The organism is Streptococcus mitis, assembly GCF_946188615.1.
GTDB lineage: Bacteria > Bacillota > Bacilli > Lactobacillales > Streptococcaceae > Streptococcus > Streptococcus mitis_BZ.
The window spans coordinates 156,056-172,024 of record NZ_CAMHVK010000002.1 but is presented as its reverse complement, the minus strand read 5'-3'; the positions used below and the strand labels follow the sequence as shown (position 1 = coordinate 172,024).

At 30.8% G+C, this 15,969-nt stretch carries 13 protein-coding genes and 1 pseudogene; 11 read left to right on the top strand and 3 right to left on the bottom strand.

Annotated elements, in window-relative coordinates:
• Window positions 1-288 precede the first annotated feature (288 nt).
• The 3 genes from OCF95_RS02665 (at window position 289) to pezT (ending at window position 1,914) form a co-directional block, all read left to right on the top strand.
• Window positions 289-516, top strand: coding sequence for a hypothetical protein (locus OCF95_RS02665; protein ID WP_115904248.1), 228 nt, complete (start codon window positions 289-291; stop codon window positions 514-516).
• A 151-nt stretch (window positions 517-667) separates the two neighbouring features.
• Complete coding sequence (pezA, locus tag OCF95_RS02660; protein ID WP_261104834.1) at window positions 668-1,144, top strand: type II toxin-antitoxin system antitoxin PezA; 477 nt, start codon at window positions 668-670, stop codon at window positions 1,142-1,144.
• Entirely contained in the window at window positions 1,144-1,914 is a 771-nt protein-coding gene (gene pezT, locus OCF95_RS02655) for a type II toxin-antitoxin system toxin PezT (protein ID WP_261104833.1), read from the top strand. Before pezA ends, pezT begins: the two co-directional genes overlap by 1 nt.
• A gap of 345 nt (window positions 1,915-2,259) precedes the next feature.
• Here the strand turns inward: pezT and OCF95_RS02650 are convergent, their stop codons facing one another.
• Window positions 2,260-3,156, bottom strand: coding sequence for a tyrosine-type recombinase/integrase (locus tag OCF95_RS02650; RefSeq protein WP_125448006.1), 897 nt, complete (start codon window positions 3,154-3,156; stop codon window positions 2,260-2,262).
• Between the two features lie 89 nt (window positions 3,157-3,245).
• Between OCF95_RS02650 and OCF95_RS02645 the strand changes: the two genes are divergently transcribed.
• The gene (locus tag OCF95_RS02645; protein WP_094753327.1) at window positions 3,246-4,196 is read left to right on the top strand and encodes an ATP-grasp domain-containing protein; all 951 of its coding nucleotides are present in this window, start codon (window positions 3,246-3,248) and stop codon (window positions 4,194-4,196) included.
• Here OCF95_RS02645 and OCF95_RS02640 read toward each other — a convergent pair.
• Complete coding sequence (locus OCF95_RS02640; RefSeq protein WP_179211360.1) at window positions 4,177-6,483, bottom strand: hypothetical protein; 2,307 nt, start codon at window positions 6,481-6,483, stop codon at window positions 4,177-4,179. The genes OCF95_RS02645 and OCF95_RS02640 overlap by 20 nt on opposite strands.
• A 364-nt stretch (window positions 6,484-6,847) precedes the next feature.
• Between OCF95_RS02640 and OCF95_RS02635 the strand changes: the two are divergent.
• Window positions 6,848-7,261 (top strand): annotated as a pseudogene (locus OCF95_RS02635) (XRE family transcriptional regulator).
• A 380-nt stretch (window positions 7,262-7,641) separates the two neighbouring features.
• On the opposite strand, the gene OCF95_RS02630 reads toward OCF95_RS02635, so the two are convergent.
• Window positions 7,642-7,773, bottom strand: coding sequence for a hypothetical protein (locus tag OCF95_RS02630; protein WP_250646346.1), 132 nt, complete (start codon window positions 7,771-7,773; stop codon window positions 7,642-7,644).
• A gap of 273 nt (window positions 7,774-8,046) precedes the next feature.
• Here OCF95_RS02630 and OCF95_RS02625 point away from each other — a divergent pair, with 273 nt between their 5' ends.
• The 6 genes from OCF95_RS02625 (at window position 8,047) to OCF95_RS02600 (ending at window position 15,907) form a co-directional block, all read left to right on the top strand.
• Window positions 8,047-9,636 carry an ATP-dependent nuclease gene (locus OCF95_RS02625; protein WP_094753326.1) on the top strand — a complete coding sequence of 530 codons (1,590 nt, stop codon included), beginning with the start codon at window positions 8,047-8,049 and terminating at the stop codon, window positions 9,634-9,636.
• Window positions 9,618-10,664: an RNA helicase gene (locus OCF95_RS02620; protein WP_094753325.1), complete on the top strand. Its 1,047-nt coding sequence runs from the start codon at window positions 9,618-9,620 to the stop codon at window positions 10,662-10,664. Before OCF95_RS02625 ends, OCF95_RS02620 begins: the two co-directional genes overlap by 19 nt.
• Window positions 10,665-10,674: 10 nt before the next feature.
• On the top strand, window positions 10,675-12,993 hold the full coding sequence (locus OCF95_RS02615; protein ID WP_261104832.1) for a hypothetical protein: 2,319 nt from the start codon (window positions 10,675-10,677) through the stop codon (window positions 12,991-12,993).
• A 327-nt stretch (window positions 12,994-13,320) separates the two neighbouring features.
• Window positions 13,321-13,680: an SAG1252 family conjugative relaxosome accessory protein gene (locus tag OCF95_RS02610; RefSeq protein WP_024056651.1), complete on the top strand. Its 360-nt coding sequence runs from the start codon at window positions 13,321-13,323 to the stop codon at window positions 13,678-13,680.
• A gap of 9 nt (window positions 13,681-13,689) precedes the next feature.
• A complete protein-coding gene (gene mobC, locus OCF95_RS02605) occupies window positions 13,690-14,055 on the top strand; it encodes a plasmid mobilization relaxosome protein MobC (RefSeq protein WP_049548767.1) in 366 nt (121 codons plus the stop codon).
• A complete protein-coding gene (locus tag OCF95_RS02600; RefSeq protein WP_261104831.1) occupies window positions 14,042-15,907 on the top strand; it encodes an SAG1250 family conjugative relaxase in 1,866 nt (621 codons plus the stop codon). Before mobC ends, OCF95_RS02600 begins: the two co-directional genes overlap by 14 nt.
• Window positions 15,908-15,969 lie beyond the last annotated feature (62 nt).

The window sequence follows — 15,969 nt, the reverse complement described above, 5'->3', positions numbered from 1 at the left end:
TGCAAAACATAAAAAATCAGAGTCAGATTTAGATTTTGCGGAATTTGTCTTTCAAAATCGGGAAAATTCAGATGAATTACAACACCATTTTGATTTTATCTATAGTGTTCAGACTGATGCCAATCCAATCCAACCCAAGCTTTAGCTCGTTTTCGTCAGAATGAAATTACAAAAGAAGAAATGCTTGCTGAGTTTAGAAACCTCTATTCTTTTAAACAATTATCCATTCACAACCAATCTTAAAATAAAGAAGGTTTATCAATCAAAGACAGGAGAGGAGTTACAAAAATGGCAGTAGTATCATTGGAAAATAATATTAAACTATATAGTTCAGAATTATTTCAAGCACTATTAAAAGCCTCTAATTATAAATTGGATGAGCGTATTGCTCAGACTGTTGCAGAAGACTATGCTCGTAATCTAGATTATTATGATCCTGAACTGATGCATGTTGGTGTAACTTCTGTTGCTAACAATTTGCTTACAAAAATTAAACAAGAGTATTTTAATGTATAGTATTTTGAAAAGCCACCGAAAAAGGAATTACTCTTTAAGGTTGCTTTTTTAGAAGTAAAGTTTAGGCTAGAAAAACAAGAAATAACGCACCAATTTTGGTGCGTTATGATTTTTATGCTATAATTGAATTATAAAAATAAAGGAGTTTGCCATGATTGGAAAGAACATAAAATACTTACGTAAAACACATGACTTAACACAAGACGACTTTGCACGGATTGTAGGTATTTCACGAAATAGTCTGAGTCGTTATGAAAATGGAACGAGTTCAGTCTCTACGGAATTAATTGACATCATTTGTCAGAAGTTTAATGTATCTTATGTCGATATTGTAGGAGAAGATAAAATGCTTAATCCTGTTGAAGATTATGAATTGACTTTAAAAATTGAAATTGTGAAAGAAAGAGGTTCTAATCTATTATCTCGACTCTATCGTTATCAAGATAGTCAGGGAATTAGCATTGATGATGAATCTAATCCTTGGATTTTAATGAGTGATGATCTATCTGACTTGATTCATACGAGTATCTATTTAGTAGAAACTTTTGATGAAATAGAGAGATATAGCGGTTATTTGGATGGAATTGAACGTATGTTAGAGATATCTGAAAAACGGATGGTAGCCTAATGGAAATCCAAGATTATACCGATAGTGAATTCAAACATGCTTTAGAGCGGAACATTCGCTCACTGACAAGAGGAAAAAAGTCCAGTAAGCAACCTATAGCGATTTTGCTTGGAGGGCAAAGTGGTGCCGGTAAGACTACAATTCATCGTATTAAACAGAAAGAATTTCAAGGAAATATTGTTATCATAGATGGTGATAGTTTTCGTTCTCAGCATCCACACTATTTAGAACTGCAGCAAGAATATGGCAAAGATAGTGTAGAATACACCAAAGATTTTGCAGGCAAAATGGTAGAGTCTTTAGTAACAGAATTGAGTTATTTGGGATACAATCTTTTGATAGAGGGAACTTTACGAACGATTGATGTTCCAAAGAAAACAGCACAACTATTAAAAAATAAGGGGTATGAGGTACAATTAGCCTTGATTGCGACAAAGCCAAAGCTGTCCTATCTGAGTACTCTTATCCGTTATGAAGAACTGTACGCTATTAATCCAAACCAAGCACGCGCAACTCCAAAAGAACATCATGATTTCATTGTAAATCATCTAGTTGATAATACACGGCAATTGGAAGAACTAGCTATCTTTGAAAGAATTCAAATTTATCAACGAGATAGAAGTTGTGTATATGATTCAGAACAAGATAAGACTTCAGCAGCAGATATTCTTCAAGACTTACTGTTTGGAGAGTGGAGTCAAATAGAGAAGGAGATGCTTAAATCTGGAGAAGAAAGATTGAAAGATTTAACTAATCGAAATGGTGGTTAGATCACGAATTTTAAAATATAGTCTATTTAGGATAAAAAAGTCTTTAAAATCAGAAAAACGCATAGTATTAGGTGTTGAAACTTGATACTATGCGTTTTCTTGTAGGAAGATTTACTCCATTTTCTTCTGAGATTGAGTTTTTCCTCATCTATATTTAAGGATATTTGAAAGTTATATTTTAGAAAAACAGTTATGGAGTTCTTAATACGGAATCTAGTATAAATACTGATTCAAAGTGGAGTGTTGTATGTTTTTTGCTTTTGTTGAGCATAAAATCTATTAACTAAAGTCGAACTACAAAAATTAATTTTAGATGAACTAAACTGTAGGCTTTGGAAAGTTCTCTTACTCGATTTCAGAATGAATTACTGATACGGGATTAAAAGAACTAAGTATTTCTTTTTGCTTTGAATGAGATACGTGAGTATAGATTTGTGTGATCGATATAGAACTATGTCCAAGAATTTGTTGAATATATCGAATATCTACATCACTATCTAGAAGCATTGTCGCAAAGCTATGTCTAAACATATGCGGTGTAATAGTTCTAGAAAAGTTATTTTGTTCAACGATTCTCTTTATTACTAAACGTACACTTTGCTCTGACAATGGTTTAAGTGAATGTTTCCCTGGGAACAAGAAATCATTGGATTCATTTCTTGTTTTATTTATATATGTTTCTAATAAATTGAATGTTTTTTGATCTCCTAAAAATAGGATACGTTCTTTCTTACCCTTTCCTATAATATGGAGTGTCTTATTGGAAAGATTAATGTCTTTGAGATGAATGTGGCAAAGTTCAGAAATTCTGATGCCTGTTGAAAGTAAAAGTGAAATAATTAGTAGATTTCTTTCAGCGTGTTGTTTTTGATAATCAGTTTTAGATAGAACTACTCTCTGCTCTAAATATAAAAAAATACTTTTCAGAATGTCATACGGAATCGTTTTAGGCAATATTTTTTCAGTTCTAAATTGAAAACGCAATTGATTGAAGGGGTTCTCTTCAATTATGTTCTGGTATTTTAGATAGTTATAAAACACCTTCATACAAGCAATTTTTCTTCTTAATGTATTCGTTTTTATGTTAGATTGTGTCAAGTGTTCTATATAGGATTCGACATTATCATAGTCTGAGTTATAAAATTGCATAAGATCATTCTTATAAGCGCGAATCGTGTGTGAACTCAAACGCTTATGAGTTTTGCAATAATCTAAGTAAGTAGAAATAAGTTTATAATCCATAAAAATCTCCTTTATCAATAATCATGCTATTATAAACCTATTTGAGTGCTTTGTATAGTGATAATAAATAGTTATCGGTAGGAGAAATTATGAGATTAGTAGTCATTTTAAATGTCAATCCAGATTCATCCATTCAAACAAAAATTATCGAAAACAGAGAATACACTCGCAATGAATTGAGAGATATTCTCTATAAAAGTTTTTCTAAATTTATTGATGAAATCATATTTTACGATAATTTTGAGAGATTCAAAAAAAGTGTTTTTAATCACCTAGACGATTTTGTGTTAAATTTTGATTTTGGCTATAAAAGTCGAATTAGAAACATGAGTGTCCCAGCATTTTGTGAAAATTATAAAATTAAATATTTCAACCCAGACCCATATGTACAAGTTTTATGTCAAGATAAATTTATGACAGAGAAATTTGCAGAAAATTTTGGTATAAAAGTCCCAAAAAGTTTGTTAGTATTTGCTCATTCATACACTAAAGAAATTTTAGCGAACTTTGAATATCCAATTATTATTAAACCGAACTATGAATCAGAATCAATAGGAATTACACAAAACTCTATTGTTGAAAATATGGAACAGGCAGATATGGCCCTCAAGAAATTAATGAAGGACTTTGATGGTATTCTAGTAGAGGAATACATTGAAGGAAGAGAAGTAGCTATTACTATTTTGGAAAATAAAGGAAAGTTATTTTTTGAAGAAGTTGAACTTATTTTTCCAGAATATAGTGAATTCAAGTATCAGGCTTATACCTCAGAAATTAAACAAAAAATCGGTGTAGAAATCGAAAAAAGTTGCTATTTAAGCGACAAAGATATTATCAACTTAAAGCAACTTTATAAGAACTTGTCTCCAAATAAATTGATACGAGTAGATGGTCGAATAAAAAATGCAGAATTTTATCTAATAGAGATCAATGCCAATCCTGGGTTATATCCAAAATCTGTTGTGCCTAAAACATTCAACATAAATGGCTATACGTACGATGAAATGATACAAACACTCTTTACTCATCATTTAAATTAAGGGGGAGTTTCCACGAAGTTTCATACATTAACTTCATTTTATAATCTGAGAAGTTTTTGATTTGATTATCAGCTAGTTTATTACAGTACATTTCGACCTTTTCAGAATTGTACATTCTATAATAATAATGGCAGAGGTTATAATAAATTTTATCAATAAATCTTTTAAAACCTGTCTCGTTTAACAAATCTTCTAATTCATACACAAGCATTTGACAATTAATATCTGCTATTTGGTCGCTTAGAATATAGTAAACTAGTAAATTATTATAAATTGCGAGTAAATCATATTGATCATATGCAGTTAGCTTAGCATTATTGAGCAGTTCTGGGATAGAGTTATCAATATCATTATTATGGAATTTAATGGTGGCTTCGTTATGAAGAATCATATGATTGTAAATAAGGCTGTCTCCAAAAAAATCTCTGGCTTTATTTAATTGCTCCTCTGCATCATTAATTTTATCATTGACCGCATACAAGTAAGACAAGTAAATAGCATTTAGACCAGAGAATTCTGCATTTTCTAGACTATAAATTCTACCTGAAATTTCCTCAACTTTCCTTAGTCGTTCAGAAAAGCTAAGCTCAAATACATTTGAAATTCTAATTAAATACGGGTAGTACGGATTATCTACTTGTAATTTAATATTTTCAAAGATTGTTTTAGCCTCATCTCTACGTTCTAATTGTATTAAGTTCATTAGTTTAATCAATGATAGTTTGAAAAATTGTGAGCTTTGTTCACTAAGATTCATAATATTTTCCTGAATGTATTTAATGGATTCAGGAAACAATTCACAACGATTTAAAATTAAGGACTTGGCAAATACTATGTCTGCCGTAACTTCTGTTGAAAGATTGATAAACTCTAGTGCCTCATAGTATAAATTTGCATCATAGGCTATTTTAGCTAGCGACAGTGCGAAGGAACTATCTTTCTCAATAAATCTCTGCCTATTTAAATAAAAAATTTCGAAATACTCTTTACGACCTTGTTGTGAATCAAAGTTTAATAAACGTTCCTGTATCTTAGGTAATATTAATTTAATTTGTAAGAAAAATTTTGAACAAATATAGTAATCAACAAGAGTATCTAAATAAACAAATTCATTTGTTTGAGATAGCTTTAAGTTAAGAAATCTGATGAGAATTGAGCCAACAAATGTTTTCTCTTTTTTGAAATAGGTTTCTTGTCTAATTACTTCTGATACAGAGTTTGATAGAAAAACGAAGTTTTCAACTTGGTCTAATAGCCCTTTTTCAAGAAGAAAATCGATATCTTCTTGGGAAAAAGTTTTATCAGTCTCTAACATGATTTCTCTTAAATCCGTAAGTGATAATTTTCTCTTTGTGTAGAATACAAAAAGTAAGAATACTAATTGAGTTTGAGAAATATTTTCAATAATCTGGTAAATGCTCTGTAATTTGGAAGCCTTATTTTCCTTCAAACGCTCAGAAAAATCTTTTAGTATTAAGGAGATTTCCGATAAATCTCCTTTTCTTATAGAATCCTGTAAAGTTGTAAAATTAATTTGTTCAGCTTGTAATGCTAACTGATTTGACAAAATATTTATGTATAGTTTAATGTGCTCATCGGAGAGTTTTTCTAATTGATATGTCCTCAATATTATGTTGCGACTATTTTTAAAACTATTTTCAACTTTTTTATCTGCACACTCAAAAATGAATAGACTTCCTTCAGATTTTTCAATCAATTTATTCAATAAATCGAGTGATTCTTGATCAATTACTGAGGCGTTTGGAAAATTGAAATATAAATTTTCATGATCTAGTACATATTTTGCGTATTCAAATAGATTCTCAGTTTGAGCTTTTAAAATAAAAGTTTCGTATTCTCTAGGATCAGGTATTAAAGAAGGCAAATTTACTTCAGAGATTATAGATTCTAAGCCATTTTCTTTAGATACCATTCCAATAAAAGCTTGACCAAAAAAAGAAGACATTTTTAATAGTAGTTGCAGGGCCTTTGAACTATTAATTTTTTTAGTATAGAATGCTTTAAAATCAAGATACCCATAGAACTGGCTTACTTTATCTAACTCAATTACAAAACGTCTAAATGTAGAAGAGTTTTCAGTGTCATCTAAATGAAGAATCTCAATAGGAGTTTGTGAAAAATGTTTTATAGTTTCTTTTATAAACTCCGACTTCCCTATACCTGAATTCGCTCTAATAATATAAACTTGACTTTTACCTGTTTTTAAATGTTGTTTATATTCATTTTGTATTTTATCTAGTTCATCTCTACGATTTATAAATTCCATATTTTTATTTTCCTACCGATAACTATTTATTATCACTAGTATACCATAAATTCATCTTCAGTAGCTTGAATTGTATAATGAATTTTTACTTAACATTAAATAGCAAACTATGATATTGGTCAACTATAGCTTAAAACACTGTTTTGAAATTATATCTAATACCTTTGAGTCAATTACAAACTTACAACGACGAAATATTTATATAGTCTGAAGAAAATAAGTACAAATTTATTAGAAAATCGAGATTTCATAGGATTAGAACGAAAAATTTCAATTTCAGAACTATATCCTCTAATGATTTTGAATCAGTCTTTTTTAAATTTCTAAATGATATGATAGCATTATCAAGTAAAAAGAAATTTCCCTGATTGGAGACCGTATCAAATCTTTACGAAAGACACATGACACAACCAGAATTTACACGAATTGGGGGTATTTCACGTAATAGCCTTAGTCGTTACTAGAACGTTACCAGTCCACTTTCAACGGGACTGATAGATGCTATTTGCTAGAAGGTCAACGTATCCTATGTCGATATTCTGGGGAAAGAAAAAATGTTGAATCCAGTTGAAGATTATGAAGTAACTCTAAAAATGGAGATTGTCAAGAAACGTGGAACAAAGTCTCCTAGCTTGTCTCTATCGTTATAAAGACAGTCCCTTTGATGATGAGAGAAATGATGAGTGTTGACTTGTCTGCTATGGTGAATACTAACATTTATCTGTTGACTACTTTAGAAGAACTGGAGCGTTACAGAGACTACTTGGATGGTATTTAGAGCATACTAGAAAACACCAGAAAATCGGATAGTAGCTTAATGAGTTTTTATGATATAGTTAGGAGGAGTTTGCCCGTACCTTAGCTTGCAATATTCACACACTGACGAGAGGAAAGAAAATGAGACAAAATCCAGTAGCTTTCTTTCGTGGCGAACTAGAAAGAAAACTATCCATTGTATCAAGCTCAAAGAGTTTCAGGGCAATATAATCATTATTGATGTTGATAGTTTTCGAGCACAGCATCCACTATTCATCAAAGAGAGATTCTCCAAGACCAGTAGAAAGAGAAACATCATAGAACACTTCTACAGGAAAACGTGTCACAACCTTATCATGAGATTGTTGTGTTTGAAGTAATTCCCCTGCGTACTCATCAACCTTATCTTAATTTTTTGAAGAGAACTGAAGATTGGGGCATAATCTTGTATTCTGATTTAAAATAGATTGTTGGAACATCAGGTGTTCTTGCCAGAGTAGAAAGATTTTTTTGATTTGGATTGGATTTCCCCATTTCCCACTTGTTGTATGAAGCTCTATTGATTTTTAATAGGTTGGAGAGTTCAGTTTGGGTATTCTACGTTCTTTAAGATGAATACTAGAAAACATAAGATAAAACTCCAGTTACTTTATTATGCAACAATTATGTCAAAAATTTTTCAAGATGTAAGGAAGAGATATATTTAAGGAGTTATTGGTTATTAAAGGTAGTGATTAAGTACAATTTATCACTAGTGTGATATAATTTTATTGAGCATGTTATGCTAATCGATGTTAGGAGATATGTATGATTTCTAGGATAATTTTACAAAATTTTAAGCGTTATAAAAGAGTTGATTTTATTTGTAACTCAGAAGTTAACATTTTCGTTGGAGAGAATGGTGCAGGAAAGTCGACGTTATTGTATGCTGTTGGATTAGTGCTGAGTGGAAGTCATAGTCAGATTGAGAGAAGTAGTTTGGCTAGTATCATTAATCAAGAAGCGATTTTAGATTTTATGGGAACAAAGGATATCAATCAGCTTCCTGAGGCCTTTGTCGAAATTTATTTTGATGAATTATGTACTGAAATTTCCTCTAACTTCAATATTGAAGGAAAGCATAACTCTCAAAAAATCAAAGCTTTTGGACTTTCATTAAAAATAATTCCCGATCAAGATTATATATCTGAAATTACTTCTGTCTTAAATGATAGTAACTGGACAGTCTTTCCATTTGAGTTCTATAGAGTTGAATTTTTGACATTTTCAGGGAAACCCTACTCCTCGTACAATAAACCGTATAAGTTTCTACATTCGATAATAAATACCAGTCTTATTGATACACAACAAGAAATTCAAAAACGCATCCATGAGGTGTATTTAGAAAATATATCAGCTGAAAATAGAGCAAAAGTTAATCATCAATACAGGATAAATTCATTTAATTTTTTAAAGACTTTAAGGAAGGATGAACTGTTGAAGGAGAATGCTTCAGAATTCCAACTTCATTTTGACGAATCAGAAAATTCATTTAGAAATTCAGTATCAGCTGTAAAAAATGGTGTAGATATAAAAAATTTAGGGCAAGGAGAAAAAGTATTATTAGGTGTTGAAAATGCATACAGTCATCTCAAGGAAACGGTTAAAATACTACTTATTGAGGAACCTGAGAATCATTTGAGCTTCCAAAACCTCCAAAAATTAGTTAGAATGCTAAGTTCAAAAACAGGTGTTCAAGTTTTTATTGGGACTCATTCAAATATGATTGCTTCAAGATTGGGTGTAGACAATCTTCTTTTTTTAGATAATGGTCAGATATCTAAACTTAAAGGTTTGAAAAAAGATACTGTAAGATTTTTCAAAAAATCTACTAATCAAAATTTATTGAACTTCTCTCTAGGTAAGAAGATAATTCTTGTTGAGGGGAATGCTGAGTATATTTTAGTAGAGAAGTTTTTCGAAATACTCCACTCCAAAAAGCCTGAAGAATTTAATGTATCAATTATTTCTGTAGATGGATTAAGTTTTGAGAGGTATTTAGAAATTGCAACCAACTTTACTGATAAAAAAGTAGCAGTTATAACGGATAACGATGGTGATTATGAAAGTAAAGTACAGTCAAAATATAGTTCTTATCAACAATTCCAGAATATAAAAGTTTCCTCTGATTTAGATAATGCTAATCGAACATTTGAATTATGTATTTATAATAATAACAAGGATTTGTTAGATTCTTTTGGTTTAACTAAATCTAAAGATTTATTAGGATATATGCTTAGGGAGAAGGCTGAATTTGCATTGCGATTACTAGAAAAAATGGAAACTGATCATAGAAGTGACGAATTTATTATACCTGATTACATTAAAGAGGCGATTGAATGGATAATAAAAGATTAATTCATGCCGTTGCTGGAAGTGGCAAAACAACTAAAATAATTGAAAGTATTAATCCTCAAAAAAGAAATCTTATACTTACGTATACAGAGACGAACCAGAATACAATCAGAGAAAAGTTGATTGACAAGTTTGGATTCATCCCTGAGTCTACTTTTATTTTTGGTGTTTTTGAGTTTCTATATAGTTTTTGCTTAGTGCCATATTTAGGGAAACGACCAAAAGGAATAAATTTTGATTATGAGCCTCAATGGAAATTTGATAACACTACTATAGATAATACTGGAAGAATTGTTCAGAATCAACTTTCTAAATCTCTATTAAGGGGTTCATTAATTTATAAGAGGAAAGAGATTGGATTTGATAATTCATATTTGGATAGAATTGATAAATTTTTTGATTGTATTTATGTAGATGAGTGTCAGGATTTTGAATCAGATGATTTTGATTGGCTTTTAAGTTTAAGTAATCTTAATGCAGAAGTATTTTTATTTGGAGATTTTTATCAAAAAACCTTTAGTACTTCAAGGCGAGCTAATAAAGGAAAAGGGATCCATTCGAGTTTTGAGAATTGGTTAAAAGTTCTTTCTGATTCAGGATATGAAATTGATTTATCGAGTTTGTCAAAAAGTTATCGTTGTCCAAAAATAGTTTGTGACTTTATTGTTGATAAGTTAGCTATTGAAATTTTATCACATCGAGAAGAAAAGCTTTCTGCCGAAATTATTCTCATAGATTCAAAGGATAAAATAGAATCAATAATGACAAATGATAATGTTATGAAACTTTTTTATCAAAAATCTTATGAATATGATTGTAAAAGTCAGAATTGGGGGGATAGTAAAGGCTCTGAATATGACAATGTTTGTGTAGTATTAAATCCAACATCATACAAATTATTCGCAGCTGATCGCTTGAATGAACTTTCTTCACAAACCAAAAGTAAATTTTATGTTGCGTGTACACGTACGAGGGGAAACCTATATTTTGTAAATCAAAAAGATATCATAGATTATAAGAAGATAAAGTAAAGGAAATATTATGACAGAACAGTTTTTAAACATACCATTTGTAAGTTATTTTTTAACTACAAATAATCATGATAATCCAAATTTTATTGAGAGAGACACATTCTCCTATCGTTTTAATAGGAACATTGTGACTCATACTCAATCAAGGTATTTAGTTGCTCATATACCTAAAAGTTTTGAAGAGTTAGTTCTTCCTTGGCCTCTATCCTCATTTGTTGAAGAACCAAATTATATTACGGAATACATAAACATAGAGCTGTTAATTAAGAATACAGAGGGTATTATAGATTTAATTAAACAAACTCCTTTAGGCTGCGTTTTCATTCCTGAAGAATTAAAAGATCATCCTATTATTGAACAAATACAAGAAACAACACTACCTGTGATTTTTTTAACAGATGGAGTAGATATTCCTTTCAGCAAACTACAATTGATTGTTGAAAAAAATAGCATTAATGCTAGTCAGATATTAGATAATAAAGTTACAATCTCTGATAAAACAAAAATTGAGCCGATTAGCATACCTCATAAGTACTTTTTGCGACCTTTAGAGATTGCAATTAATCGTAATAGAGGTTTGTACCTATCTATATTTGAAAATAGGCAGGAACCAAAACCATTTGATAACCCAACAACAGAAGGAAAACTAGTGGCAGAGGAACAAGCGATAAGTGATTTGAAATATTATTTAAAGCTCCTAATTGCAGAAAAGTATATCATATATCTTGCAAAACATGAAAAAGGAATTGATTCTTTGATTGAAATTATAAGGAAATGGGATGATTCAATAGATACTGCAGATTTAGACTTGGATATTCTTGAAAAATATTTTTTGAATCTATCGGATTATTTTTTTAAGAGATTTGATGAAATATCTTATCGAACAGATATGGTTTTTGTTTTGCCGATGGTAAATAAAACAAGTGTTGATTTGGTAAATAGAGAGTTTCAGTTACGACTGTCTAAATCAGTTCTTCGGCAGATATATGATTTTTCAGGATATTATGGAATAGGAATTGGTAAAGATTTTGAAAAGATGCTACCAATAATTTCTGACAGAGCATCAGAAAACTCAATTTTAGATTCCTTATCCCTTAATTTTACTCTAGATACAAAATCTCCGTATGTGCGTTTGCCTAACTTACCCTCTAAAGATATTGCTTTATGCTATTCGCATATGTTTAAAAATATAAAGAATTCCAATTTATTAGAAATTGAAAAATTCAATAATAATTTCCATAAAATATCTGAGAAGTTAAAGTTATCATTAGATGATGGCTTTATTGATATTATTGTTAAACATGGAAAGCATATAAAATTCATTACAGATGCACCAATTGAATGGGTTAAATATAAAGATACTCCTTTGGGATTAATAAAATCCATCAGTAGATTGCCAATTATTCCTGGTAATACGCTAGTAAACTCAGCAAAAAATAATTTAAAAACAAAAATTCCAAAAGCTAATGTATCATTTTTAGTAATTAATAGTCTTAATGTATCTGACGAACTATATAATAATGGGAAAAAATTAGGGGAGTTATTGAAAGATTATTTTCCTAACCATTATGTTAATTACTATGAAGTTAGAAATAAAACGGATTTTATTCGTACAATGAATGAAAACCCTTCAACATTTTTTATTTATTATGGACATGGTAGTATGCCTGAAGCGAGTAGAAATCAACCAGATCAGATTGGTAAACTTCATATTGGCGATGATGAAATTGATATGATTGAGTTAGTAAGTAATATAAAGGTGGTACCTGATATCACTATATTGGGAGCCTGTCAGACTCAGGTATTAGACTCTCACTATATAAACATTGGAAATATGTTTCTTGGGTTAGGAAGTCAGTCAGTATTAGCAACATATTTCCCAGTTGATGGGTTCTATACATTTAGTTTAATAGAATCAATTTTTAGATATCTTAAAAATTATTTTGAAGGTAAGGTACCACCCGAATATGTAAAAAATTGGTCTGATATAATTTTGCAAGCTAGAAGAGTGCATTATATTACTGAACCTACTAATACCATTATTGAATATTTAGATAAAAAGGGAGATAAAAATATAGTAGACCCAAAAATTTTGACACAATATGCTATAAAATATTGTATAGAATCAAGCTATAATGATAACAACTCATATAGTTCTGTCATGGAGAAAAGTGTCATATATAGAGATGAAGCTTATAAAGAATATTTTAAAAACTATCCAGAATCAACTAGAATGTTAATTGATTATATTTTTAAACATAACTATGTCTTTACAGAGAGTATACTATTTACATCTCTTGGTTCTCCAGAAAAAATCAAATTTGTATAGAGCCGTTTTATTGAGAGCATTCAGCTCTCTTTTTTTACTTTCTATTCAACGCGGTGATATCTTTTCCAAATCTTCCCTGTTATCCTTATATCATTCCTAAAAAATTTTAACTAGGGGTTTGGGGCGGAGCCACCAAGTTATCTTATCGTTAGCTGTCACAACTGAAAGGTTTTAGTCAGCTGGCGATATGATTTTTGGGATATTGTGGACACAATATCTGAGCTCGCAAAGACCGAACAAGAAGCAAGTGAGGTCTTTAGGAAGCGTACTGACAATGTGAGGTAGACTTACACTGTCAGACAAGTAGAATGTTGAAGGGATATCAGAATGGGACAAGAAATTAAGTCAATCCGAAAGCAATTTAGAATTACGAGACAAGAAGAAAAACAGATAAAAGAAATGATGAGGGAACAAAAAGTGGATAGTTTCTCAGAATTTCTTCGTCAAAATTTATTGAAAAAGAATTATCAGGATAGAATTTTTGAAAGTTGGTTCTCCCTTTGGCAGTCTCAAAAGTTTGAACAGATTAGTCGAGATGTGCATGAAGTTCTGGTTGTCGCAAGAGAAAATCATCAAGTGACTCAAGAGCACGTCTCAATCTTATTGACTTGTGTTCAAGAATTGATTGCAGAAGTGAATCAAGTGCAGCCACTCAGTCGTGAGTTCCGTGAAAAATATATGGGTTAGGAGGATGCAATGGTTTATCGCTATCGTACCAATCTCAAAAAAGTATTTCTAACTGATCCAGAATTACACCAATTGAATGAACGGATTGCTAAGAGCAATTGTCAAAATTTCTCAGTCTATGCCAGAAAAGTTTTGCTTAATCCCAATATGGCTTTTGTCACAATTAACACGGATACCTATGACCAGTTAGTTTTTGAATTGAGACGGATTGGAAATAATATTAATCAAATTGCGCGCGCTATCAATCAGAGCCATCTGATTTCTCAGGAACAATTACAAGAATTGAGTAAGGGAATTAGTGAGTTAATTACTGGAGTAGAGAAAGATTTTCAAGTTGAAGTTAATAGACTGAGGGAATTTTATGGTAGTCACTAAACACTTTGCGACACATGGTAAAAAATACCGTAGACGTTTGATTAAATATATCCTCAATCCAGAAAAAACGGATAATCTAAAATTAGTATCTGATTTTGGAATGAGTAATTACTTAGACTTTCCTAGCCATGCAGAAATGGTAGAAATGTACAATGTTAACTTTACTAATAACGACAAGTTGTACGAATCCAGAAATGACCGACAAGAAAAACATCAACAAACTATTCATGCCCATCATCTCATCCAATCATTTTCTCCTGAAGATAATCTGACACCTGAAGAAATTAACCGCATTGGTTATGAGACCATGATGGAATTGACAGGAGGTCGTTTTAAGTTTATCGTAGCAACTCACACAGACAAAGATCATGTTCATAATCACATCCTAATCAACTCTATTGACCGCAATTCAGATAAAAAGTTGATATGGAACTATGCCTTGGAACGAAACCTCCGTATGATTTCAGACCGTATTTCTAAAGTGGCTGGGGCGAAAATTATTGAGAAGAGTTTTTCTTACCGTGACTATCAAAAATATAGGCAGTCTAGTCATAAATTTGAATTAAAGCAACGTCTTTATTTTTTGATGCAGCAGTCAAAGTCCCTTGAGGATTTTTTGGAAAAAGCAGAACAATTACATGTTCATATTGATTTTATTCAGAAGCATAGTCTATTCATGATGACGGATCGAGCAATGACAAAACCAATTCGAGGACGCCAACTCAGCAAACGAGATCTATATGATGAAGAATTTTTTAGAACGCATTTTGCTAAGCAAGAGATTGAAAGTCGTTTAGAATTTTTGTTGAACAGTGTCAATTCTTTAGAAGATTTAATAACAAAAGCAAAAGAATTGAATCTAACCATTGATTTAAAACAAAAAAATGTAACTTTTATCCTGGAAGAAGATAATCAAAAGATAAGTTTGGGTCATCAAAAAATAAGTGATAAGAAATTATATGATGTCAAATTTTTTCAAGATTATTTTAAAAATAAGGAAGTCATTGCTTCAGAAGGATTAGAGAATTTACAGGAACAGTACCATGCTTTCCAAGAAGAACGAGATAAGGATAAAGTATCCACTGAAGAGATTGAGGAAGCCTTTGAGATATTTAAGGAAAAACGAGATACCGTTCGTGAATTTGAAGTGGAACTTGCAGAGAACCAAATAGAGAAGGTAGTTGATGAGGGCATTTATATCAAAGTGTCTTTTGGTATTAAGCAGAGTGGTCTCATTTTCATTCCCAATTATCAATTAGATATTTTTGAAGAAGAGAATCAAACAAAATATAAAATCTTTATACGTGAGACAACCTCATACTTTGTATATAACAAAGAACATTCGGATAAGAATCAGTATGTCAAAGGACGAACATTGATAAGACAGCTAACCAACGATAGTCGAGTAATACCATACAAAAGACCTACAGTTAAGAGTCTACAGGAAAAGATTACTGAGATTAACCTCTTCATTGAATTAACTGAAGCAGATAAGAAATACCAAGACATTAAAGACGAGTTAGTAAAAGAAATAGCAGAGATAGATATAAAACTAAATCAAATTAATGAAAAAATCGCCAACTTAAATAAGATGGCGGAAGTGCTTATCAATTTGAAGAGTAAGGATGTGAGCAGTCGAAAGCTTGCAAGATATGACTTTTCAAAACTGAACTTGACAGAATCAACTTCATTAGAACAAGTGACTGAAGAAATAAGAGCATTGCAAGAGGAACTAGGTCACCATATTGGTGAGTATGAGAGACTCATAAAAAGATTAGAAACATTTGTAAAAATGTTGAATACTGGTAAAGGCTTTAATCAAAAATTTGATATGGAGATTTCATTACAGTAATAGAAATGCTGGCAATGTAACTATCTCGACATTTTAAATTTATTTTATAGATATTTAAGGAC

Bases quoted from the DNA above. Each gene is read 5' to 3' on its own strand.
- OCF95_RS02645 (WP_094753327.1), top strand. From the start codon at position 3,246: ATGAGATTAGTAGTCATTTTAAATGTCAATCCAGATTCATCCATTCAA.
- pezA (WP_261104834.1), top strand. From the start codon at position 668: ATGATTGGAAAGAACATAAAATACTTACGTAAAACACATGACTTAACA.
- OCF95_RS02620 (WP_094753325.1), top strand. From the start codon at position 9,618: ATGGATAATAAAAGATTAATTCATGCCGTTGCTGGAAGTGGCAAAACA.
- OCF95_RS02615 (WP_261104832.1), top strand. From the start codon at position 10,675: ATGACAGAACAGTTTTTAAACATACCATTTGTAAGTTATTTTTTAACT.
- OCF95_RS02665 (WP_115904248.1), top strand. From the start codon at position 289: ATGGCAGTAGTATCATTGGAAAATAATATTAAACTATATAGTTCAGAA.
- OCF95_RS02630 (WP_250646346.1), bottom strand. From the start codon at position 7,773: ATGGGGAAATCCAATCCAAATCAAAAAAATCTTTCTACTCTGGCAAGA.
- OCF95_RS02610 (WP_024056651.1), top strand. From the start codon at position 13,321: ATGGGACAAGAAATTAAGTCAATCCGAAAGCAATTTAGAATTACGAGA.
- OCF95_RS02650 (WP_125448006.1), bottom strand. From the start codon at position 3,156: ATGGATTATAAACTTATTTCTACTTACTTAGATTATTGCAAAACTCAT.
- OCF95_RS02625 (WP_094753326.1), top strand. From the start codon at position 8,047: ATGATTTCTAGGATAATTTTACAAAATTTTAAGCGTTATAAAAGAGTT.
- OCF95_RS02640 (WP_179211360.1), bottom strand. From the start codon at position 6,483: ATGGAATTTATAAATCGTAGAGATGAACTAGATAAAATACAAAATGAA.
- mobC (WP_049548767.1), top strand. From the start codon at position 13,690: ATGGTTTATCGCTATCGTACCAATCTCAAAAAAGTATTTCTAACTGAT.
- OCF95_RS02600 (WP_261104831.1), top strand. From the start codon at position 14,042: ATGGTAGTCACTAAACACTTTGCGACACATGGTAAAAAATACCGTAGA.
- pezT (WP_261104833.1), top strand. From the start codon at position 1,144: ATGGAAATCCAAGATTATACCGATAGTGAATTCAAACATGCTTTAGAG.